General features: G+C 38.6%; 19 protein-coding genes, 2 tRNA genes and 1 other annotated feature. Of the genes, 6 read left to right on the forward strand and 15 right to left on the reverse strand.

The genetic code is table 11. The features are described 5' to 3' along the window. Positions 1-10: 10 nt before the first annotated feature. Positions 11-883: an L-serine ammonia-lyase, iron-sulfur-dependent, subunit alpha gene (gene sdaAA / locus ODU46_RS08695; RefSeq protein WP_105136707.1), complete on the forward strand. Its 873-nt coding sequence runs from the start codon at positions 11-13 to the stop codon at positions 881-883. Between the two features lie 40 nt (positions 884-923). Here sdaAA and ODU46_RS08700 read toward each other — a convergent pair whose 3' ends face one another. The 11 genes from ODU46_RS08700 to yfmF form a co-directional block, all read right to left on the reverse strand. After that, positions 924-1529, reverse strand: coding sequence for a DUF3642 domain-containing protein (locus tag ODU46_RS08700; protein WP_336372627.1), 606 nt, complete (start codon positions 1527-1529; stop codon positions 924-926). 111 nt (positions 1530-1640) lie between these two features. Then, the gene (locus ODU46_RS08705; protein ID WP_014638843.1) at positions 1641-2309 is read right to left on the reverse strand and encodes a response regulator transcription factor; all 669 of its coding nucleotides are present in this window, start codon (positions 2307-2309) and stop codon (positions 1641-1643) included. Then, complete coding sequence (locus ODU46_RS08710; protein ID WP_208498269.1) at positions 2306-3688, reverse strand: HAMP domain-containing sensor histidine kinase; 1383 nt, start codon at positions 3686-3688, stop codon at positions 2306-2308. Before ODU46_RS08710 ends, ODU46_RS08705 begins: the two co-directional genes overlap by 4 nt. A gap of 121 nt (positions 3689-3809) precedes the next feature. Beyond that, on the reverse strand, positions 3810-4364 hold the full coding sequence (locus tag ODU46_RS08715; protein WP_114866984.1) for a LysM domain-containing protein: 555 nt from the start codon (positions 4362-4364) through the stop codon (positions 3810-3812). 131 nt (positions 4365-4495) lie between these two features. Beyond that, on the reverse strand, positions 4496-5290 hold the full coding sequence (locus tag ODU46_RS08720; protein ID WP_105136703.1) for an energy-coupling factor transporter transmembrane protein EcfT: 795 nt from the start codon (positions 5288-5290) through the stop codon (positions 4496-4498). Then, complete coding sequence (locus tag ODU46_RS08725) at positions 5283-6125, reverse strand: energy-coupling factor ABC transporter ATP-binding protein (RefSeq protein ID WP_002938195.1); 843 nt, start codon at positions 6123-6125, stop codon at positions 5283-5285. The genes ODU46_RS08720 and ODU46_RS08725 overlap by 8 nt, the downstream gene beginning before the upstream one ends. After that, complete coding sequence (locus ODU46_RS08730; RefSeq protein WP_024407754.1) at positions 6101-6937, reverse strand: energy-coupling factor ABC transporter ATP-binding protein; 837 nt, start codon at positions 6935-6937, stop codon at positions 6101-6103. Before ODU46_RS08730 ends, ODU46_RS08725 begins: the two co-directional genes overlap by 25 nt. Next, positions 6937-7476: a CDP-diacylglycerol--glycerol-3-phosphate 3-phosphatidyltransferase gene (gene pgsA / locus ODU46_RS08735; RefSeq protein WP_014638849.1), complete on the reverse strand. Its 540-nt coding sequence runs from the start codon at positions 7474-7476 to the stop codon at positions 6937-6939. The genes ODU46_RS08730 and pgsA overlap by 1 nt, the downstream gene beginning before the upstream one ends. Positions 7477-7495: 19 nt before the next feature. Beyond that, positions 7496-8350, reverse strand: coding sequence for a cytoskeleton protein RodZ (gene rodZ / locus ODU46_RS08740; RefSeq protein ID WP_015647575.1), 855 nt, complete (start codon positions 8348-8350; stop codon positions 7496-7498). Between the two features lie 81 nt (positions 8351-8431). After that, entirely contained in the window at positions 8432-9715 is a 1284-nt protein-coding gene (yfmH, locus tag ODU46_RS08745; protein WP_248019119.1) for an EF-P 5-aminopentanol modification-associated protein YfmH, read from the reverse strand. Next, complete coding sequence (yfmF, locus tag ODU46_RS08750) at positions 9712-10965, reverse strand: EF-P 5-aminopentanol modification-associated protein YfmF (protein ID WP_014638852.1); 1254 nt, start codon at positions 10963-10965, stop codon at positions 9712-9714. Before yfmF ends, yfmH begins: the two co-directional genes overlap by 4 nt. 73 nt (positions 10966-11038) lie before the next feature. Between yfmF and yaaA the strand changes: the two genes are divergently transcribed. Together yaaA and recF are read left to right on the forward strand one after the other, a co-directional pair. Further along, on the forward strand, positions 11039-11422 hold the full coding sequence (gene yaaA, locus ODU46_RS08755; protein WP_029186223.1) for a S4 domain-containing protein YaaA: 384 nt from the start codon (positions 11039-11041) through the stop codon (positions 11420-11422). Between the two features lie 2 nt (positions 11423-11424). Then, positions 11425-12519: a DNA replication/repair protein RecF gene (gene recF / locus ODU46_RS08760; RefSeq protein ID WP_398579521.1), complete on the forward strand. Its 1095-nt coding sequence runs from the start codon at positions 11425-11427 to the stop codon at positions 12517-12519. Between the two features lie 70 nt (positions 12520-12589). Here the strand turns inward: recF and guaB are convergent, their stop codons facing one another. Together guaB and trpS are read right to left on the reverse strand one after the other, a co-directional pair. After that, positions 12590-14071 carry an IMP dehydrogenase gene (guaB, locus tag ODU46_RS08765; protein ID WP_074391306.1) on the reverse strand — a complete coding sequence of 494 codons (1482 nt, stop codon included), beginning with the start codon at positions 14069-14071 and terminating at the stop codon, positions 12590-12592. Between the two features lie 231 nt (positions 14072-14302). Next, entirely contained in the window at positions 14303-15328 is a 1026-nt protein-coding gene (trpS, locus tag ODU46_RS08770) for a tryptophan--tRNA ligase (RefSeq protein WP_114866988.1), read from the reverse strand. 46 nt (positions 15329-15374) lie between these two features. Beyond that, positions 15375-15581, reverse strand: a binding site (T-box leader). Between the two features lie 101 nt (positions 15582-15682). Between trpS and ODU46_RS08775 the strand changes: the two genes are divergently transcribed. The 3 genes from ODU46_RS08775 to ODU46_RS08785 all read left to right on the forward strand — a co-directional run bounded on the left by ODU46_RS08775 (position 15683) and on the right by ODU46_RS08785 (position 20858). Then, on the forward strand, positions 15683-16555 hold the full coding sequence (locus ODU46_RS08775; protein ID WP_114866989.1) for a YitT family protein: 873 nt from the start codon (positions 15683-15685) through the stop codon (positions 16553-16555). Between the two features lie 64 nt (positions 16556-16619). After that, positions 16620-18242, forward strand: a complete 1623-nt coding sequence (locus ODU46_RS08780; RefSeq protein ID WP_012775415.1) for an ABC-F family ATP-binding cassette domain-containing protein — start codon at positions 16620-16622, stop codon at positions 18240-18242. A 36-nt stretch (positions 18243-18278) separates the two neighbouring features. After that, positions 18279-20858 (forward strand): YfhO family protein, encoded by a 2580-nt coding sequence (locus ODU46_RS08785; RefSeq protein WP_336370425.1) that lies wholly within the window; start codon positions 18279-18281, stop codon positions 20856-20858. Positions 20859-20926: 68 nt separating this feature from the next. On the opposite strand, the gene ODU46_RS08790 is transcribed toward ODU46_RS08785, so the two are convergent. Both ODU46_RS08790 and ODU46_RS08795 read right to left on the reverse strand, forming a co-directional pair. Beyond that, a tRNA-Asn gene (locus ODU46_RS08790) sits at positions 20927-20999 on the reverse strand. A 5-nt stretch (positions 21000-21004) separates the two neighbouring features. Next, positions 21005-21076 (reverse strand) — tRNA-Glu (locus ODU46_RS08795). Between the last annotated feature and the right edge of the window lie 200 nt (positions 21077-21276).

The raw sequence follows: 21276 nt of genomic DNA on the forward strand, positions 1-21276 counted from the left end.
AGAGAAAGACATGTTTTATACTATCGAAGAATTAGTTCAGCAAGCAGACAACTTTTCTGGTAATGTAGCTGAACTCATGATTGCTACTGAAATTGAATTGACCGGTCGCAGCCGCGAAGAAATATTGACAATTATGTCAAGAAACTTGACAGTTATGAAAGCCTCCATCATGGATGGACTTACTGAAAGCAAATCCGTATCTGGTTTAACAGGAGGTGATGCTGCCAAGTTAGATGCCTATATGAAATCTGGTAAAACCTTGTCAGATTCCGCTGTCCTATCCGCCGCAAGAAATGCCATGGCCGTTAATGAGTTGAATGCCAAAATGGGCTTAGTCTGTGCCACTCCGACAGCAGGATCTGCAGGCTGTCTACCAGCTGTGCTAGGAGTTGCTATTGAAAAGCTCAATTTGACAGAAGAACAGCAACTTGACTTCCTATTTACAGCTGGAGCCTTTGGACTAGTTATCGCCAACAACGCCTCCATCTCAGGTGCAGAAGGAGGCTGTCAGGCAGAAGTCGGGTCTGCCTCTGCTATGTCTGCCGCAGCATTAACTCTTGCAGCAGGTGGAACTCCCTACCAAGCCAGCCAAGCCATCTGCTTTGTCATCAAAAATATGCTGGGTCTGATTTGCGATCCCGTCGCTGGTCTGGTAGAAGTCCCTTGTGTCAAACGTAATGCAATGGGAGCAAGCTACGCCTTGGTTGCTGCCGATATGGCACTAGCAGGTATCGAATCCAAAATCCCCGTTGACGAAGTTGTCAATGCCATGTACCAAGTTGGTTCAGCCCTCCCAACTGCCTTCCGTGAAACTGCTGAAGGTGGCCTTGCAGCTACACCGACGGGTCGTCGCCTTGCTCAAGAAATTTTTGGAGAAGATTGACAATAGTGTAAACCAAAAAGGACCTTAACGGTCCCTTTTCTTATTGTTTCGTGAATGTTAGTTTCTCTAAGGTTGTATCATTGGCATCAATTTCTGTCAAAGTAAGAGTTGGACCATTCAAGGTATAACTATCTGCTTCGCCATCAATGTAGGCAAGTTTTTTATCTAAATCAAAGATAACTTGTTCAATATCTTGATCTCCGTCTTTGTCAACTTCTGTCAAGGTTGCTTGATTCCCTTTTACAGTCAACGTGTAGGTATCATTTCCAGATGTTGCTGTATAAGTACCATCTAGCTCAGAGGTGTCAACTAACTTTACACCGTAACTTGTTGCGAGTTGACTAGCAGAAGTTGTATTTACTGATGAGGCTGATGATGCATTAGCTTGTGCTATTACCTGTTGATTGTCATCATCATCTGCAATTCCAACTTGTCGCTCAATTTGGTTCTCCAAAGCCTCAAGTTTATTTTCATACACTTCTGCTGCGACAAAACCAATCGTTGCGAAGGTCAAGGCACCTACTGACAATAAGATAATTGATTTCTTACTCATGCCTGTAACCTTCTGTTTGACTGATTCCCAGACACCTGTTCTCTTACTTTCTACCACTTTAATAATTTCTTGTTGTTGATTGTTATTTTCCATTTTGTCCTCTTTTTAACTTGTTTTCTTCAGCTCTTGCTGATAAGTCTATTATAGAGGATAGGTTTTAACACTTTAGAGAAACTTTCTAAACAAATTCTAAACACTTATAAATTAATCATTAAGACGATAGCCTGCTCCCCAGACAGTCTCAATCAAATCGGCTCCCAATTTATCTCGGAGCCGATTGACATGAACAGCAACTGTCGCACTATCTCCAACATAGTCATATCCCCAAATGGTTTCAAACAAGTGATCTTTAGAGAATACTCGGTTAGGGTGTTTTGCTAGATAAACCAGCAATTCAAATTCACGATTGGGCAATTTGATTTCCTGACCATCCAAAGTCACTTTCCAATTATCCAAGAAAATAGTCATATTCCCAACTGTTAATTCATTATGATCATTATCCTTTTGAAAACGCTGGTAGCGAGCCAAATGAGCCTTTACACGCGCCACCAACTCCATGGGATCAAAAGGTTTGCTGATGTAATCATCCGCTCCCAAGCCTAGCCCTCTCACCACGTCCATAGTTTCTTGCTTGGATGTAACCATTAAAATAGGGAAATCCACCTTATCCCGTAAATCACGACAAAGATCGTAGCCAGTTTTATTTGGGAGCATGACATCCAGCATTAAAAGAGCATAATCCTCTTTTTTGAGTTGGTCCTCTACAAGACCACCGTCATGTACCAAATCTACTTGGTAGCCCTGCATTTCCAGATAATCTCGCTCCAAATAAGCAATCTCTACATCATCTTCTGCGATTAAAATCCGTGTCATTTCGTATCCTTTCTAGGTAATCTAAAGATAAATCGAAGACCTGGAGTCGCCTCAACAGATACCTGACCATCCAGTCTCTCCATAATATTTTTTACAATCGCTAACCCCAGACCATGGCCTTCTACTTGCTGTCTGGTATCGTCTTCCCTGTAAAATTCTTCAAAAATTAAGTCAAGTCTATCCTTTGCTACACCTTTTCCGTTATCTGTAAAAGTCCAAACAACTTCTTGCTCCTGCATTTGTCCAGTAATACTGATTATCAGGGGCTTTACAGCGGCATATTTTCGTGCATTGTCCACCAAATTATCTAGAATTCTACGAAATTGAATTGGATCAATCTCAACTGGCAATCCATCTGATACTTCCAAACTAAACCGAATGTCCTCATCTACTAATTCCTCAGTTTTCTCTCTTACATAGGACTGTAAAAAGATAGCCAAATCAAGCTGGACTTTATCAAATGGCATTTTATCTGTCTGCAATTGTGAAAAAGCAAATAATTTTTCCAGTAATTTCTCCATCACCTGAGATTTTTGATAGATAACAGTCAAATACTGATTGCGTTTTTCGTCCGTATTGGCAATACCATCCAAAATTCCCTTGGCATAACCTTTGATAGAAGTCAAGGGAGTCCGCAAATCATGCGAAATATCTGCGACCATCTGGGTTCGATTTTGTTCATACAGTCGATTTTTCTCACGGGCATCTAACAAAGAAGTCTGCATTTGATTGAACCCTTGGGTCAATTCTTCAAATTCCTTATCACCTTGATAGGTCAGAGGTACTGTATAATCTCCCTGCTGGATACGTTCTACACCGCTGTGCAATTCCTCCAAAGGACGCATGATGACATCTAGGAGACGGCGAGTAAAGAAGAAGTTAAGCACTACTACGACCACGATACCTATTCCACCAACTAACAAAAGCTGTATCAGGAAGGCTTGAAATTCTTGGTTTTCTTGCTGATCTTCCAAATCTTCTAACAAGGCATATAAATAATAAACTTGCCCATCCGTGGCGAGTTTACGGCTAATCACAATTTCTCCATCTACATAGGAGGTGTGAGTGGTTGATGATACTGTCACTCCCAATATCTCATCCGCATCATCTTTCAGATTTGAAAAGACAGCCTCACCATTACTTTCTACATAGAGTCGTGCATCATCCGATGCTAACTCATCTGCCAATACTGCAAAATCTAATCCCGAAAATTTTTCTAAACTCTGTTGGCTGCTTGCTGTCTTCTGGCTAGTGGACTGCCATGTTTCTTGGTTACGATAAATACTATTAACCACATAAACACTTACCCCCAGCATAGCAACCAAGGAAAAAATAAGCATAATCATATTTAATCGAAAAATTCGTTTTTGTAATTTCATAGTTCTTCTTTTCTAGTCAATTTTTTCACAATTATAAACAAAACAACCCTAACTGTAAAGCTAGACAACTTTCAACAATAGAAAAAAGTCTAGCATCGTGCTAGACCTCTTCTAATTTATCTTAGTACCAACCATTTGCCAACCAGAAAGCCTTGGCTGCAGACCATGAACCATAGCGACTAGCAACATAAGCATCTGCTACGCGCTCTTGGTTTTCTGGTGAGTAATCACCATTCAAGTAGGTATTTGTCAACTGGTAACGACCAATGTAGATACCGTTACGGGCATCATAGCTACCGCTTGATTCCTTCATTGCAATCCATTCTTTTGCTGCTGCATCCTCAGCACTCAAATTTGAAGAATAGGTGCTAGTTGTTGCAGTAGAAGTTGATGATGTTGTTGATTGAGTTTGTTCAACTGAACTCTCTACTGCCTTCACTGCCACATCACCCAATTCGATAACTTGACCGACATGGATAAAATCTAAGTCGGTAATCTTATTCTGCTCTGCTAATTTTTCAACAGTAGTATTGTGTGTTTCAGCAATTTCAGACAGGGTATCACCAGACTTTACAGTATAGGTTTCTGCACTGACTACACCCGCAGTCAAAAGGGAGATTCCCGCTACCAAACCAGCAATAGTTGTTTTTAAGTTTTTCTTTAATGTAATGTTCATAATAGTCACATTCCTTTCTGTCATGTGTCTATCATACCCTCTAACTATTACTTAGACTTTGTGAAATTGTTACAAATATTACAGACAAATTGAGATTAGACAATAAAAACGCTATTTCTAGCGTTTTTTACTCATTTTTTCAATATAAATAAGAGTCCAGCTAAAGCTAACATAACTAAAATTGCTAACGTATCTGCTAACCTCCATTCCAAAATCCGGTACTTGGTTCTCCCATCTCCGCCTTGATACCCACGCGCCTCCATCGCCGTTGCAAGAGCATCTGCCCTCTTAAAACTTGATGCGAACAAGGGAATCAAAATAGGAATAACTGACCTTACCTTCTGAATAAGATTTCCCTCATTAAAGTCCACTCCACGAGCTCTCTGAGCATTCATAATCCGAGTGGTATCATCCATCAAGGTCGGTACAAAACGCAAACTCATGGACAACATCAAACCAATTTCATGCACAGGAACTTTAAATTTCTTCAAAGGTGCAAGACCTGATTCAATACCATCTGCCAAGCTAAGGGGTGTCGTCGTCAAGGTCAACAAGGTCGAGAAGAAAATAATCAAAACAAAGCGAACAAAAATAATCGCCGCCTGTTGCAAACCCTCAACTGATAATTTAAAAATCCAAAATTCCCATAAAAGTGTCGCTCCAGGTGTAAAGAAAACCTGAAAGAAAGTTGTAAATAGAATAATTCCTATCATCGGTTTCAAACCATTAATAAAAAATGATAAGCGAATACGAGATAAAACAACCATTCCTAAAACAAATGCTATCAACAAGGCATTGGTGACCAAATTATTGGCCCAAAAAATCATCAATAGAAATCCAAACATTGCTAAAAGCTTACTTCTTGGATCCAAGCGATGAATAATTGAATCCCCAGGAATATAGCGACCTAAAATTAATTTATCCATGTGTCACCATCCCCGTAAATTCTTCAATTGTAATAGGAAGACGTTCAAATACAAAGCCTCTTCTCTCCAAATTAGCTGCAAACTTAGTAATCTTAGGTACTCCCAACTGAATACTCTCTAAAAAATCTACCTCTTGAAAAATATCAACTGGTTTACCAGAACGGACTAGCTTTCCCTTTTCCATAATGTAAACAAAATCAGCATAGTTAGCCACATCGTCCATCAAATGAGTTACCAAAACGATTGTCATGCCTGATTCATGAAGCTTTTTGAAAATATCCATCAATTCCTGACGACCCGCAGGGTCCAAGCCAGCTGTTGGTTCATCCAAAACTAAGATACTTGGTTCCATTGCCAGAATCCCAGCAATAGCCACCCGACGCATTTGACCACCAGATAGTTCAAAAGGACTACGCTCAAACAAGCTTTCATCAATTCCAACCAAGGCCAACTTTTCACGCGCAATCGTTTCAGCCTCTTCCTGAGAAACTCCGAAATTTTGTGGACCAAAAGCAACATCTTTCAAAACTGTCTCATCAAACACTTGACTTTCAGGAAATTGGAACACCAGCCCCACTTTCTTCCTTACTTGCTTAATATCCTTATTTTCAGACGTCGCTGTAATCACAACATCATCAATGACTACTCTTCCTTCTGTTGGTACATTTAATCCATTCAAGAGTTGTAAAATCGTTGATTTGCCCGAACCCGTATGCCCAATAAGGGCCGTGTAAGAGCCATCAACAATCTCCAAATCCACACCAAAAAGCGCACGCCCCTCAAAAGGAGTGCCAGCTTGATAGGTATAGCTTACTTCTTGGAGATCAATTCCCATAAAGTTTCCTCTAATTCTTCCTCTGTAAAATAGCGGAGCGGTAAATCAAGTCCAGTCTGGCGCAAAGATGAAGCCAGTTCTGTCGTAAATGGTCTATCCAAGTCTAAATCTACCAAATCTTCTCGCATAAATAGTTCATTTGGAGTGCTAATTGATTCAACCTGTCCATTTTTCATCACGATAACTCGGTCACTCAATGCAACCTCATCCAAATCATGTGTTATAGAGATAACCGTCATACCATGACGCTCCTTAATTTCACGGACAATCTTAATCAAGTCGAGACGACCTTCTGGATCCAACATAGACGTAGCCTCATCCAAAATAATAATTTTTGGACGCAAGGCAACCACTCCAGCAATCGCCACCCTCTGCTTCTGACCACCAGATAAACGAGCAGGCTCACGTGTTTTGAAATCAGTCATTCCAACTAATTCCAAAGCTTCGTCAACTCGACTACGCATCTCCTCCAAAGGGATTCCCTGATTCTCTAAACCAAATGCAACATCATCTTCAACTGTAGCGCCTACAAATTGGTTATCTGGATTTTGAAAAACCATACCAATCAAGCGTCGCTTATCCCATACATTATCAATGGTTAAGGCATCACCGTCAATATAAATATCACCTGATTCAGCTTCCAACAAACCATCAATCAAACGAACTGTTGTTGATTTACCCGAACCATTATGTCCAATAATAGACAACCATTCTCCCTGTTTCACGTGAAACGAGACATCATTTAGGGTATAGCGCTCATCCTCTTGGTCGTATTTATATTTAAGATTTTTTACTTCGATAATATTTGTCATCATTTAAAAGTATCTTTGAATAAGTAAGAGGCACCCCTGAAATAATCATAGCCTGAATATAGGGTGAAGAAAAGTGCAATATAGAGTGTTATTTGCCCCACGACGTTCCAGTGTAAGAGCAGGAAAATAACCGCAAACATCTGTGAAAATGTTTTGATTTTTCCTGGCATAGCCGCAGCTAGAACTGTTCCTCCATTTTCCACCAAGAGTAGACGAAGACCTGTCACTGCCAATTCACGACAAATAATAATTGCAACTACCCAAGCTGGGGCAAATCCAAGCTCTACAAGCATGATAAACGCCGTCATCACCAAAATCTTATCTGCCATCGGATCCGCAAATTTTCCAAAGTTTGTTACAACCTGCCATTTACGAGCCAAATAGCCGTCTAGATAATCCGTAATACTAGCTAATGCAAAAATAAGTGCTGCCAACACATGACTAATTGTTGAATCCCAAACGGTCAGTAACAAGATAAAAATTGGGATTACCAAAATCCTACCTATCGTCAATGCATTGGGAATATTTTCTTTTTTCATTCTAATACCTTTATTGCCCTTATTCAAAATTTAAAGTGACCGACCCTGTATCGGCTGTCAGAGCTGATATATCTAACTTTTGGCCACCTACACTTACCTCTACTCCTTTGACAACACCAAGAACAAGTGTAGTAGAAGTCACTCCTTCTTCAATAGTAGTAGTTACTGTTGGATTATCAGGTGTTAGTGTAACGCCCCCCTCTAACAAGGTGTCAGAAAGGCTGATCCAACTCGTTGTATTTTTTGCTGTTACAGTTACTTCTACTGGATAAGTCACTGTTTTAAGGGTCGCAACAATGTTAGAACCTGATCCTGAAATAGTCACATTTTCTGTAGCGGAACTACTTGAACTCGTTGAATTTGACTGCGCCTGCTCAGTAGAACTCGTCTCTGTGCCACTACTTGCTTCAGATACAGATTGCTCAACTATACTATATGACGTTGTAGTAGGCGTAATAGATGCTCTATTTTGGAGCCTGCTATGAACAATATAAGTCACAAAAATAATTATCAAACCCGTCGCAAGTAATAAGTAAATCAACGGAAGATAAGAGTTCTTTTTACGTTTACGAACCTTATAGCTTCTTTTCAATTCTGAAGATCGGAGTTCTTCTTCTCCATCTTCATAATATTTCACTAAACTATTGGTCTCGTAAGCATCCAGTAGGACATCTGCATCTAATTCCAAAGCCTCAGCATATGCTCTTAAAATAGAATGAACATCATCTGAGTTTGCAATAAAATCAAAATCATTGTATTCAAGTGCCTGCAAATATTTAGCTTGGATTTTTGTTATCCGTTGCAAATCAACGAATGTCCAACCCCGTCCTTCTCTAGCTGTTCTAAGTACTTCCCCTATACTCTTTTGTCTCATAATACCCTCTCTCTATCGCTCATCATGTACAGTATACTATTCTAACAAAATTCCAAGGAAATTTCGACGGGTTGCGCCCACTTATTTTGGAAAAATCGTGAAATCTGTCATATCACAGTGATCAATAAAGCGACGACCTGCCTCTCTGATGTCATCTAACTGAAGACTTTGTATCATTTGAGGTATATCAAAAACATTTTCATATTCTGAATACTGAGAAACAAAGTGACTAGCTGTAAACTCAAGAGAATTTAAGCTACGAATAAAATCTCCATACATCTCGTTTTTCAACAATTGTAAATGATCCTCTGTCACATCTGCATCATCCTCAAATTTCCTAAGTGCTTTCATCAGTATACTAGAAAGCGTAATGGGTTCTTGAGTATCTCCCGAGATAATCAAATAGTGGTACTCAGGTGTAACCTCTAATTGGAACTGGAAAGAAGAATCAATTTTTCCCTGCTCGTATAACTGTTGGTATCGTTTTGAAGTCCAACCAAACAACATGGCAAATAAAAATTGTAAACTGAGCCGATATTTCTGAATAGTCTCCTTATCAACCTCGTCATTTCCCCGTAAACCAACAGCCAATTTTGGGGTAGATACTTCAAATTGTTCTGAGAGATGCTCCTGTATCGGCAACTTTTGGACACCTGCCAATTCAAACGACTGAGCTGGATTATCCATCTGAGCTACTTGATAACTTGAAATTTGTTTCCAAACTGCCTCTAAATCAAAATTACCAATAACGAATAAATTCATGTTACTTGGATGATAAAACACATCAAAATTCTCATGTAAATCATCCGCAGTAATTGCAGCAATTGATTCAACTGTCCCTGCTATATCATAGGCCAAAGGACTTTCTGGATAAAGCGATGATAAAATTCCCGTAAACAAGCGATAATCTGCATCATCTTGATACATCTCAATTTCTTGTTCAATAATCCCCTGTTCTCTTTCTACATTGTCTTCTGTAAAATACGGTTCTCGAACAAAAGATTGTAAAAGTGATAGAGACTCCAATACTTTCTGAGTCGTTGAAAATAAGTAACTAGTCTGTCTAAAACTGGTATAAGCATTTGCGCTTGCTCCCAATTTAGCAAACTCATTCATAATATCCTCTTCATTCTCAGTTTCAAACAGCTTATGTTCTAAAAAGTGTGCAATCCCTGCAGGATAAACAACACTATTACCATTAGCCAATGTAAATCGAGTATGAATACCCCCAAAATTGGTCGTTAGAATTCCATATGTCTCATGGAAATCTACTTTAGGAAGTAAAACAACTGTCAACCCATTGTCAACTTTCCCATAAAAGACAGATTCTTTCATGTAAGGATACTTCTTCTCAACTAACTTCATTCTTCTGTCCCCTCCATAAAGTAAACAGCCTGTAAATTAATCATCTGTCCTACTCGAATGACATCGTCTATTGATACCGATTTGATAGCCTCAATCCAATCTAGCCAACTTAAATTTCTATTTCCTAAGGTAACTTGATTATATACTTGTTCTATCAAATTATTCTGCCTATCTTGAGCCAAGGTTGCTGAATGAATCAACATGTTTTTTGTCAACTCTAATTCTTCTTCTGTAAATTTACCACATTTTAAATCAAGTAGTTGTTTACTAATTAACTTCATTACCCTGAGTCTATTTTCGCGGCTAATTCCAGCATAGACCTTCAGCATTCCTGAAAAAATAGAGACCTGACTTCCAATTGTATAGGCCAAACTTTCTTTCTCACGAACATTCATAAATAATTTCGAATGGGAGAAAGCACCTAGTAGACCATTAAATACCATCAAAGCTGGATAGTTTACATCATTGTAAACCACCTGTAAATGATATGCCAATTCCAAAATGGACTGCCTTGCCTGTTTACGCTCGATTTTTTCTTGCGTTATGTTTGAGTATTCCTGATGATATTCTAACTCTAATTTTGGATTTCTATAAGTAAAACCAAAATCTTCAAGTTTTCTTTTGACTTGCTCTCTGTCAACCTTCCCTAAGACAAATATATCAATTTTATCCATACGCAACATATTCCGATAAATCTGAAAGGTTGATTCTGCTGTTTCTTTTTCAACCAAATCAAGCCTACCGACGCGTGGAATTTGAAGAGAGGGATCTTTATAAAAAAGCTTACTCATTTCAACATCTGCATGATAAAAATTATCTTCTATCTCTGACTGAAGAAAATTGATTAAATTCGTTTTTTCAACCTCGAAAATCTGGCTATCAAATCCTCGTCCCTTTTTCAGTGGTCTAAATATACACGTGTATAAAAAATCAAGAATCTCTACTGTAATATCCTCATTTTCTGGCAAGTGACGAGGACTGACATATGAAATTGTCACATCTACACAGTGCACCCTACCACGTTTTGAAACTGAGGTCGAGAACTGAGCACCATACAATTCTGCCAATCTTCTCCGAACAGCCTGAGCAGTCTGAAATTCTTGGTTACCCATTTCAAAAATATTTGCAACTAACACACGACCAGCAACGGTAGCCTCACTCATTTCAGCTGCAAAGCGAATACGTATACGATTTGTCGTAAACTGATCTGTATCAATAAAATGAAGATCTACTCCCTCTTGTAATTTCATCTTCTTCCTCTTTCAAACATTGTACCTTCCATTATACCATTTTGTGATATAATATTCTGTAACGAGGTGACTTATGGAATTTAAATTATTTGATGACTACATCACATTACAAGCATTATTAAAAACGACTGGTATTCTCCATTCAGGAGGGGCCATTAAAGGATTTTTAGAAGAAAATACCATTCTTTTCAATGGAGAGGATGAAAAAAGACGCGGTAAAAAAATCCGTGTCGGAGATGTTATCACACTCCCAGACCACAACACCAGCATCACAATCGTCGCACCTAGTGCAGAAGAAATACAGCAACACCAAGAAGATCAAGCTGAAAAAGAACGTGTGGCTGCAATCGTTAAAAAGTTAAATCAAGAAAATAAAAAGAATAAGAAACAGGTAAAAACTCCTAAAAAAGCAACTAAAAAGACTGAAAGAAAACCTGTTCGTTTCCCTGGTATGTAGACATGTGGCTAGAACGATTAGAGTTACAACATTTTCGCAATTACAACCAATTAGATATTGAGTTCCACAAAGGGCTCAATGTCTTTTTAGGCGAAAACGCCCAAGGAAAAACCAATATTCTAGAATCTATCTATGCTTTAGCTTTAACACGAAGTCATCGAACACGGACAGATAAGGACCTGCTACAGTTTCAAGAAAAGGAATTATCTATTTCTGGTTTACTCCATCGCACAAGCGGTAAAGTTCCCCTTGACATTCACTTGACAGACAAGGGGCGAGTGACCAAGGTCAACCATCTCAAACAAGCCAAGCTTTCCAACTATATCGGCCACATGAATGTTGTTCTCTTCGCCCCTGAAGATTTACAGCTGATAAAAGGTGCGCCTGCTTTGAGAAGAAAGTTCATCGATGTCGAGCTCGGGCAAATCAAACCACTCTATCTCTCTGACCTATCGAATTATAACCACGTTTTAAAACAAAGAAATACTTACCTCAAATCTACAGATAAAATTGATGAGAACTTCCTATCCGTGTTAGATCAGCAACTTGCTGAATATGGTAGTCGTGTTATCCAACATCGTATTGACTTTCTAAAGAAATTAGAGGAATTCGGAAATAGAAAAGTTCAAGAAATATCTGGCAATCGGGAAGAATTGACAATCGAATACAAAACCTCAATCGAATTGACAGATGATGTCAATTTAATTGACAAATTCTTGACGGAATTGGAAAGGTGTCGCAAACGTGATTTATTTAAGAAAAATACAGGAGTTGGACCACATCGAGATGATGTAGCTTTCTTTATAAATGGAATGAATGCCCATTATGGTAGCCAAGGTCAGCACCGCAGTCTCGTTCTGTCACTCAAACTGGCTGAAATTGAGCTGATGAAGGAGGTCACACGAGAATACCCAATTCTACTCTTAGATGATGTTATGAGTGAGCTAGATAATAATCGTCAAATCAAACTACTAGAAACTATTACAGATACGATTCAAACATTTATTACAACGACCTCTTTAGACCATTTACATAAGCTACCTGATAGTTTAAAAATCTTCCATATTGAGTCTGGTAAGGTTACTGAGTCAGAATAAGATTGTTTACACTATTGTCAATAAAATTTACAAAAAAGTAAAGACCCTGTCAAGAGGGTCTTGTTTTTGTTTACTGTACTGAATAGTTTGGAGCTTCGTTTGTAATTTGAACATCGTGTGGATGGCTTTCTTTCAAACCAGCACCTGACATTTCGATGAACTGAGCATTTTCATGCAATTCATTCAAGTTACCAGCACCTACATAACCCATACCTGAGCGAAGTCCACCAACCATTTGGAAAATCATATCTGCAACAGAACCTTTATAGGCTACACGTCCTTCAATTCCTTCTGGAACAAGTTTATTGGCTTCATTTACAGATGCTTGGAAGTAACGGTCTTTTGAACCTTGTTTCATGGCAGCGATAGAGCCCATACCACGATAGGTCTTGAACTTACGACCTTGGAAGATTTCTGTTTCACCTGGTGCTTCATCTGTACCAGCAAACATAGAACCAAGCATAACGGCATGACCACCCGCAGCAAGTGCCTTGACAATATCTCCCGAATACTTGATGCCACCGTCAGCGATAATGGTTTTACCATATTCACGCGCAACACCAGCTGCATCATAGATAGCTGTCACTTGTGGTACACCGACACCTGCGATGACACGTGTTGTACAGATTGAACCTGGGCCAATACCGACCTTGACAACATCAACACCAGCTTCATAAAGAGCACGAGCTCCTTCAGCTGTGGCAATATTACCGGCAATCAAGGTACGAGTTGGGAAGTGGTCACGGATTTCTTTAATCTTACGAAGAACACCAGCTGAGTGACCATGAGCAGTATCGATAACAATGGCATCTGCACCCGCTTCAAAAAGGGCTTCTGCACGTTCAAAAGTATCAGATGTGACACCGACAGCACCTGCAACCAAAAGACGACCAAATTCATCCTTCGCAGCATTTGGGAACTCAATCACTTTCTCAATATCTTTGATGGTAATCAAGCCTGACAAACGACCATTTTCATCAACCAATGGCAATTTTTCAATACGATGCTTGTGAAGAATAGCCTCTGCAGTCGCAAGATCTGTTCCAACTGGCGCTGTTACCAAAGCATCGCTTGTCATGTTTGTCGAAATTGGCTGTGAGTAATCTGAAATGAAACGCATATCACGGTTGGTGATAATACCGACCAACTTACGATTTTCTAATGTTTCAACGATTGGCACACCGGAAATACGATAAGTAGCCATCAATTTCTCAGCTTCAGCAATGGTGTGTTCTGGTGTTAAGAAGAATGGATCGATAATGACACCATTTTCAGAACGTTTTACCTTACGCACCTCATCAGCCTGCTCTGCAATGGACATATTCTTATGGATGACGCCCAAACCACCTGCACGCGCCATAGCGATAGCCATTTTGCTATCTGTTACTGTATCCATGGCAGCAGAAATAATCGGAAGATTAAGGGTCAAATTTGGTGCTAATTGTGTTTTTAAATCAATATCATGTGGTAATACATGACTTTCAGCCGGAATAAGTAATACATCGTCGAAAGTAAAGCCTTTTTTCAAAAATTTAGTGTCCCAGTTTGACATTTTCTTCCTCTTTTCTTATTTAATATGTAGCGTGATTGCTATTTGTATTTTAATTATGATAACATTTTGAAATCATTTGTCAATCATTATTCGCTTTAATATCATCATTCCTAAAAATTCAGAAAATTCTATTCAGTTTTATATATAAAATTCGAACGTTTGTTTTTTGCTACGTCGTAAAATAAATGAAAAAAGCAACATTTTCTCAACATTGCTCTCTCATTGTTAACCTTATTTAAAATAGTTAATTCCCATAGCAGATTTCACTTGGTCAAGAGTTGTAGCAGCAACTTGGCGAGCTTTTTGGCTACCTGCTTCCAACATTGCATAGACCTGTCCCATGTCTTTGGCAAACTCGATTCGACGTTCACGGATTGGTCCCAATTCACGTTCTAAAATGTCAAGAAGATAGCGTTTGGTTTTCACATCACCCAAGCCACCACGTTGGTAATGTTCTTTCATGGCTTCAATCTCAGCCTTATCTTCTTCACGTCCGAAAACATCAAGATAGTGGAAAACCATATTTCCTTCAATCTGACCTGGGTCTTCTACACGAATGTGGTTTGGATCTGTGTACATGGACATGACTTTCTTTTTGAGTGTATCCATGTCATCGGCTAAGTAAATCCCATTTCCAAGTGACTTAGACATCTTGGCATTACCGTCCAAACCTGGCAAGCGACCAGCTGCCTCATTTTCAGGATAGATCCCCTCTGGCTCCACCAAAATATCCGTCTGATAAGCATGGTTAAAGCTACGAACGATTTCACGGGTCTGCTCAATCATCGGTTTCTGGTCATTTCCTACAGGGACAAAATTTGCCTTGAAGGCTGTAATGTCCGCCGCTTGTGACACAGGATAGACCAAGAAACCAGCTGGAATTCCTTCACCAAATCCCTTCTGAGCAATCTCCGTCTTAACCGTTGGATTGCGTTCTAGACGTGCAACAGATACCAAGTTCATGTAGTACATGGTCAACTCTGCCAATTCAGGAATTTGACTCTGGATGAAAATCGTTGTCTTAGCTGGATCAAGTCCTGCCGCTAGATAATCTAGTGCTACGTTTCCAACGGATTCAACAATCTTTTGCGGTTCCTTTGCATGATCTGTCAAAGCTTGTTGGTCTGCTAAAAAGACAAAAAGTTCATGTTGACCTGCATCCTGTAATAAAACACGATTTTTCAACGAACCAACATAATGTCCAATATGTAATTTGCCTGTTGGACGGTCTCCTGTTAGGATAATCGGTTTACTCATAAAATATTCTCCTTTTACATAATAAAAGCCCACGCACAGAAAACTGTGCGAGGGCGTCAAGGACACGGTGCCACCTCACTTATAAGCATTAAATAAGCTTACATCTTTTTGCACATAAGGCCTGCTAGCCGAATCCTTATTTATTCAGATTCTATTCACTCAGTCCATTCATAAGCGACTCTTGTTTGTTTCCACCAACCACAAACTCTCTAAAAATTATCCACTTACTACTCTTCTGATTGATTCCTATTATAACCGCAAAAAATTAGAAAGTCAAGCTGACAAAGCCTTGACGATACTGTCTAAATTAGGGATAATAGAAATTGCTTTTATAACACTAACCAAGGAGAATATATGAAAGAACGTATAAAGGACTTTATCTCTGTCACACTCGGATCAGTTGTCATGGCCATTGGATTTAACAGTTTTTTTCTAGAGAATAATATCGTATCTGGTGGGGTCGGAGGTTTAGCAATCGCACTCAATGCTCTTCTGGGGTGGAGTCCGTCTGACTTTGTCCTCTACTGTAACATCCCTTTATTAATCATCTGTTGGTTGTTCTTAGGAAAATCTGTATTTATCAAAACTGTCTATGGTGCTGTCATTTATCCTCTTTGCATCAAGTTGACAGCAGGTTTACCCAACTTGACAGAAAATCCTCTCCTAGCTGCTATTTTCGGTGGAATTATCCTAGGTTTTGGACTTGGGCTTGTTTTCCTTGGAAATTCTTCTACTGGTGGGACAGGTATTCTTATTCAATTTATTCACAAGTACACCCCTTTATCATTAGGTCTGACAATGGCTATTATTGATGGTATTATCGTTGGTCTTGGATTTATTGCCTTCGATACTGATACTGTTATGTACTCGATTATTGCCCTAATGACCATTACTTATATTGTCAACCGCATGATGTCTGGTAACCAATCTTCTCGAAATGTCATGATTATTTCTCAAAAATCAGAAGAAATAAAAGACTACATCACAAAAGTTGCTGATCGCGGTGTGACAGAGCTCCCAATTATCGGTGGCTTTACAGGGGTTGACAAGCGCATGTTGATGACCACCATCTCTATTCCAGAAATGCAGAAACTGGAGACAGCGGTATTAGAAATTGATGAAACTGCCTTTATGGTTGTTATGCCTGCGAGTCAGGTGCGTGGACGTGGCTTCAGTCTTCAAAAAGACCATAAACATTATGATGAAGATATTTTGATTCCAATGTAATTCATTGAAAATTCAAGTTCTTTCTAGTACAATAAAACTAATAGACAGAAATAGAGGAGAAACTATGCTTACAGTATCAGACGTGTCGCTTCGCTTTAGCGACCGCAAATTATTTGACGATGTCAATATCAAATTTACAGCAGGAAATACCTACGGTTTGATTGGTGCAAACGGGGCCGGTAAATCTACATTTTTAAAAATTCTTGCTGGTGACATCGAGCCATCAACAGGTCATATTTCACTTGGACCAGACGAACGCCTTTCTGTGCTACGTCAGAACCATTTCGACTATGAAGATGAGCGCGTGATTGACGTTGTTATCATGGGGAACGAGCAACTTTACAGCATCATGAAAGAAAAAGATGCTATTTACATGAAGGAAGATTTTTCTGATGAAGATGGTGTTCGTGCTGCTGAATTAGAAGGTGAGTTTGCTGAACTTGGTGGCTGGGAAGCTGAAAGTGAAGCTTCTCAATTGCTCCAAAACCTCAACATTTCAGAAGACCTCCACTACCAAAACATGAGCGAATTGACCAACGGTGAGAAGGTTAAGGTCCTCTTGGCTAAGGCCCTCTTTGGTAAGCCTGATGTTCTTCTTTTGGACGAACCAACCAACGGTCTCGATATCCAATCTATCAACTGGCTCGAAGATTTCTTGATTGACTTTGAAAATACGGTTATCGTTGTATCCCACGACCGCCACTTCTTAAACAAAGTATGTACCCATATGGCCGACCTAGACTTCGGTAAAATCAAGATTTTCGTTGGTAACTATGACTTCTGGAAACAATCTAGTGAATTAGCAGCTAAACTACAAGCTGACCGTAATGCCAAAGCAGAAGAAAAAATCAAGGAATTACAAGAATTCGTTGCTCGTTTCTCTGCTAATGCCTCTAAGTCTAAGCAAGCTACTTCACGTAAGAAGATGCTGGATAAAATCGAGTTGGAGGAAATTATTCCTTCTAGCCGTAAGTATCCATTTATCAACTTCAAATCAGAACGTGAAATCGGTAATGACCTCCTAACAGTTGAAAACTTAAAAGTTGTCATCGATGGTGAAACGATTCTTGACAATATCAGCTTTATCCTGCGTCCAGGTGACAAGACTGCTCTTATTGGTCAAAACGACATCCAAACAACTGCTCTCATTCGTGCTCTTATGGGCGATATTGAATATGAAGGTACTGTCAAGTGGGGTGTCACTACTAGTCAATCCTACTTACCAAAAGACAATACTCGTGACTTCGATACAAACGAATCTATCCTTGATTGGCTCCGTCAATTTGCCAGCAAAGAAGAAGATGACAATACCTTCTTGCGCGGTTTCTTGGGACGTATGCTCTTCTCGGGTGATGAGGTTAACAAACCTGTAAACGTCTTGTCAGGGGGCGAAAAAGTGCGCGTGATGTTGTCAAAACTCATGCTCCTTAAGTCAAATGTCTTGGTCTTAGACGATCCAACCAACCACTTGGACTTGGAATCAATTTCCAGTCTAAACGATGGTTTGAAAGCTTTTAAAGAGTCTATCATCTTTGCCAGCCACGACCACGAATTTATTCAAACTTTAGCAAACCATATCATCGTCATTTCTAAAAACGGTGTTATCGACCGAATCGACGAAACTTATGATGAATTCTTAGAAAATGCTGAAGTACAAGCAAAAGTACAAGAACTTTGGAAAGCATAATAAAAAGGCGATTTATTCGCCTTTTCTTTTAAATCTATGAAAAAAATATTTACAAAAACATCCATTTATTATCTCTTATCTTTCCTTATTCCGCTGACTATTATTTCTATCGTCTTAGCATTTCAAGGAATATGGTGGGGAAGTGATACAACAATATTGGCCAGTGATGGCTTCCACCAGTATGTTATTTTTAATCAAACATTACGAAATACTTTACACGGAGACGGCTCTCTCTTTTACACATTTTCAAGTGGTTTAGGACTCAATTTTTATGCTCTATCCTCCTATTACCTAGGTTCATTCCTGTCTCCAATTGTCTTTTTCTTTGATTTACAATCCATGCCTGACGCTATCTACCTTGTCACTATTGTCAAATTTGGATTGACTGGGTTGTCAACTTATGTCAGCCTAAAGGGTATCCATAAAAATTTGAAAGAAGAATGGGCACTATTACTCGCTACTAGTTTTTCTCTGATGAGTTTTAGTACAAGTCAATTAGAAATAAACAACTGGCTAGACGTTTTTATACTCCTCCCACTCGTTCTTCTTGGATTGCATCGATTATTAAAAAAACAGGGTCCGATTCTCTACTACATAACATTAACATGCTTGTTTATCCAAAACTATTACTTCGGTTATATGGTGGCTATTTTTCTAACATTATGGACATTGGTTCAATTATCATGGATAGATAGTCAGAGAATCAAAAGATTTATCAACTTTACAATAGTGTCAATTTTATCTGCTCTAAGCAGCATGTTCATGTTGTTACCAACCTACTTGGATTTAAAAACTCATGGTGAGACATTTACAAAAATTGTCAACCTAAAAACCGAAGACTCTTGGTATCTGGACTTCTTTGCAAAAAACTTAGTTGGTAGCTTTGATACAACAAAATTCGGTTCTATTCCCATGATCTCTGTTGGTCTCGTTCCACTAATACTCGTTTTATTATTCTTTACATTAAAAGAAATAAAACCAACTGTCAAACTCTCCTATTCTCTATTCTTTACATTCATTATTTCAAGTTTCTACCTACAACCACTCAATCTTTTTTGGCAAGGTATGCATGCGCCAAACATGTTCCTCTATCGTTATGCATGGGCTCTATCAATAACCGTTATCTATTTAGCAGCAGAGACATTGGTACGACTACGTCAAGTAAGTATTAAAAATTTTACTCTGATTGTTTCATTTTTACTCATTTGCTTTGCTTCTACCTTTATTTTTAGAGATCATTATGAGTTTCTAATGGATGTAAATTTCCTACTCACACTAGAATTTCTAATAGCCTACTTCATTCTTTTTGTAGCAATGATTCACTATAAATCATCCTTAAAATGGATTAATATTGTTTTATTGTTCTTCACTTTCTTAGAACTTGGATTACATAGTCATTATCAGGTTCAGGGGATTTCTGATGAATGGCATTTCCCTAGCCGATCAAACTATGAAGAAAAATTGACAGATATTGACAGTATTGTAAAGTCTACAAAGACTACAACTGATTCATTTTATCGTATAGAACGTCTATTACCACAAACTGGCAATGATAGCATGAAATTCAATTACAACGGTATTTCTCAATTCTCCTCCATTCGAAATCGTGCTTCCAGCTCAGTACTAGATAAGCTCGGTTTCCGTTCAGACGGTACCAATTTGAATCTTCGTTATCAGAATAATACAATTATTGCTGATAGCCTATTCGGAATCAAATATAATTTAGCTACTACGGACCCAAATAAGTTTGGTTTCACACTGAATCAGAGTCAGTCTACTATTAATCTTTACGAAAATAGTTTTAATCTAGGGTTAGCCCTATTGACTGAAGGGATTTACAGAGATGTCAATTTTACAAATCTGACTCTCGATAATCAAACAAATTTTCTTAATCAACTAACAGGGCTATCTCAAAAATACTACCACACTTTATCAGATGTTATTTCACAAAATACAGTTGAACTGAACAATCGATTGACTGTCAACAAAGTTGACAATGAGAATGCTGCAAAGGCAACTTTCTTAGTAAATATACCTGCAAATAGCCAAGTATACTTAAATTTGCCAAATTTAACATTCTCAAATGAGAATCAAAAAAAGGTTGTCATTACTGTCAATAATCAGTCAAGTGAGTTTACACTAGATAATGCTTTCTCTTTCTTCAATGTGGGGAGCTTTACTACAGATGTACAAGTTCAAGTCGATGTATATTTTCCTGAAAATAATCAAGTTTCTTTTGATAAACCACAATTTTATCGATTGGACTTATTAGCTTTCCAACAGGCTATTTCCATTCTCCAAGAAAAACAAGTAGTAACAAAAACTGATAGTAATAAAGTAACCGTTGATTTTGTAACCGATAAAGAAGCCTCGCTCCTCCTTACTTTACCCTATGATAAAGGATGGAATGCAACCATTGATGGTAAACCTATCAAAATCCAAAAAGCGCAAGAGGGTTTTATGAAAGTGGATGTAAGTCCAGGTCAAACTAAACTAGTTTTAACCTTTATACCAAATGGTTTCTATTTAGGTTTACTGATTTCTTTTGGTGCAGTTTTTGTATTTTTCTCCTATCAATTCATTAGATACTATTATTCTAAGAACCGAGAATCCTAAACTTTCTCGGTTTTTTCTTGTAAAAAACAAAAAACCTTGATTTCTCAAGGTTTCCTATGCTTTATCTACTCCGCCAACAGGGCTCGAACCTGTGACATCATGATTAACAGTCATGCGCTCTACCAACTGAGCTATGGCGGAAGAAATAGTCCGTACGGGATTCGAACCCGTGTTACCGCCGTGAAAAGGCGGTGTCTTAACCCCTTGACCAACGGACCATTTTTAGAACAATAACTAGTATAATACATGTGACTTTGTTTGTCAATACATTTTTTTGATTTTTTATTGTATAGTAAATTCCCAAAGTAAGTTCTAGTCTGTCTTAAAAACTGGAAACTAGAATGAGACAAAGAAATAAGGTAGAACTTACTATGGGACAAGTTGGTAACCGACAATGAAAAACAAACACTTAACTCTC

Source organism: Streptococcus sp. 2020WUSS089 (genome assembly GCF_044427405.1).
Lineage (GTDB): Bacteria > Bacillota > Bacilli > Lactobacillales > Streptococcaceae > Streptococcus > Streptococcus hashimotonensis.

Excerpts from the sequence above, each read along its gene's own strand:
- ODU46_RS08705 (WP_014638843.1), bottom strand. The coding sequence starts at position 2,309 with ATGACACGGATTTTAATCGCAGAAGATGATGTAGAGATTGCTTATTTG.
- recF (WP_398579521.1), top strand. The coding sequence starts at position 11,425 with ATGTGGCTAGAACGATTAGAGTTACAACATTTTCGCAATTACAACCAA.
- ODU46_RS08785 (WP_336370425.1), top strand. The coding sequence starts at position 18,279 with ATGAAAAAAATATTTACAAAAACATCCATTTATTATCTCTTATCTTTC.
- yfmH (WP_248019119.1), bottom strand. The coding sequence starts at position 9,715 with ATGAAGTTAGTTGAGAAGAAGTATCCTTACATGAAAGAATCTGTCTTT.
- ODU46_RS08780 (WP_012775415.1), top strand. The coding sequence starts at position 16,620 with ATGCTTACAGTATCAGACGTGTCGCTTCGCTTTAGCGACCGCAAATTA.
- ODU46_RS08700 (WP_336372627.1), bottom strand. The coding sequence starts at position 1,529 with ATGGAAAATAACAATCAACAACAAGAAATTATTAAAGTGGTAGAAAGT.
- sdaAA (WP_105136707.1), top strand. The coding sequence starts at position 11 with ATGTTTTATACTATCGAAGAATTAGTTCAGCAAGCAGACAACTTTTCT.
- guaB (WP_074391306.1), bottom strand. The coding sequence starts at position 14,071 with ATGTCAAACTGGGACACTAAATTTTTGAAAAAAGGCTTTACTTTCGAC.
- pgsA (WP_014638849.1), bottom strand. The coding sequence starts at position 7,476 with ATGAAAAAAGAAAATATTCCCAATGCATTGACGATAGGTAGGATTTTG.
- yfmF (WP_014638852.1), bottom strand. The coding sequence starts at position 10,965 with ATGAAATTACAAGAGGGAGTAGATCTTCATTTTATTGATACAGATCAG.
- ODU46_RS08710 (WP_208498269.1), bottom strand. The coding sequence starts at position 3,688 with ATGAAATTACAAAAACGAATTTTTCGATTAAATATGATTATGCTTATT.
- ODU46_RS08715 (WP_114866984.1), bottom strand. The coding sequence starts at position 4,364 with ATGAACATTACATTAAAGAAAAACTTAAAAACAACTATTGCTGGTTTG.
- rodZ (WP_015647575.1), bottom strand. The coding sequence starts at position 8,350 with ATGAGACAAAAGAGTATAGGGGAAGTACTTAGAACAGCTAGAGAAGGA.
- ODU46_RS08720 (WP_105136703.1), bottom strand. The coding sequence starts at position 5,290 with ATGGATAAATTAATTTTAGGTCGCTATATTCCTGGGGATTCAATTATT.
- ODU46_RS08730 (WP_024407754.1), bottom strand. The coding sequence starts at position 6,937 with ATGACAAATATTATCGAAGTAAAAAATCTTAAATATAAATACGACCAA.
- ODU46_RS08775 (WP_114866989.1), top strand. The coding sequence starts at position 15,683 with ATGAAAGAACGTATAAAGGACTTTATCTCTGTCACACTCGGATCAGTT.
- ODU46_RS08725 (WP_002938195.1), bottom strand. The coding sequence starts at position 6,125 with ATGGGAATTGATCTCCAAGAAGTAAGCTATACCTATCAAGCTGGCACT.
- yaaA (WP_029186223.1), top strand. The coding sequence starts at position 11,039 with ATGGAATTTAAATTATTTGATGACTACATCACATTACAAGCATTATTA.
- trpS (WP_114866988.1), bottom strand. The coding sequence starts at position 15,328 with ATGAGTAAACCGATTATCCTAACAGGAGACCGTCCAACAGGCAAATTA.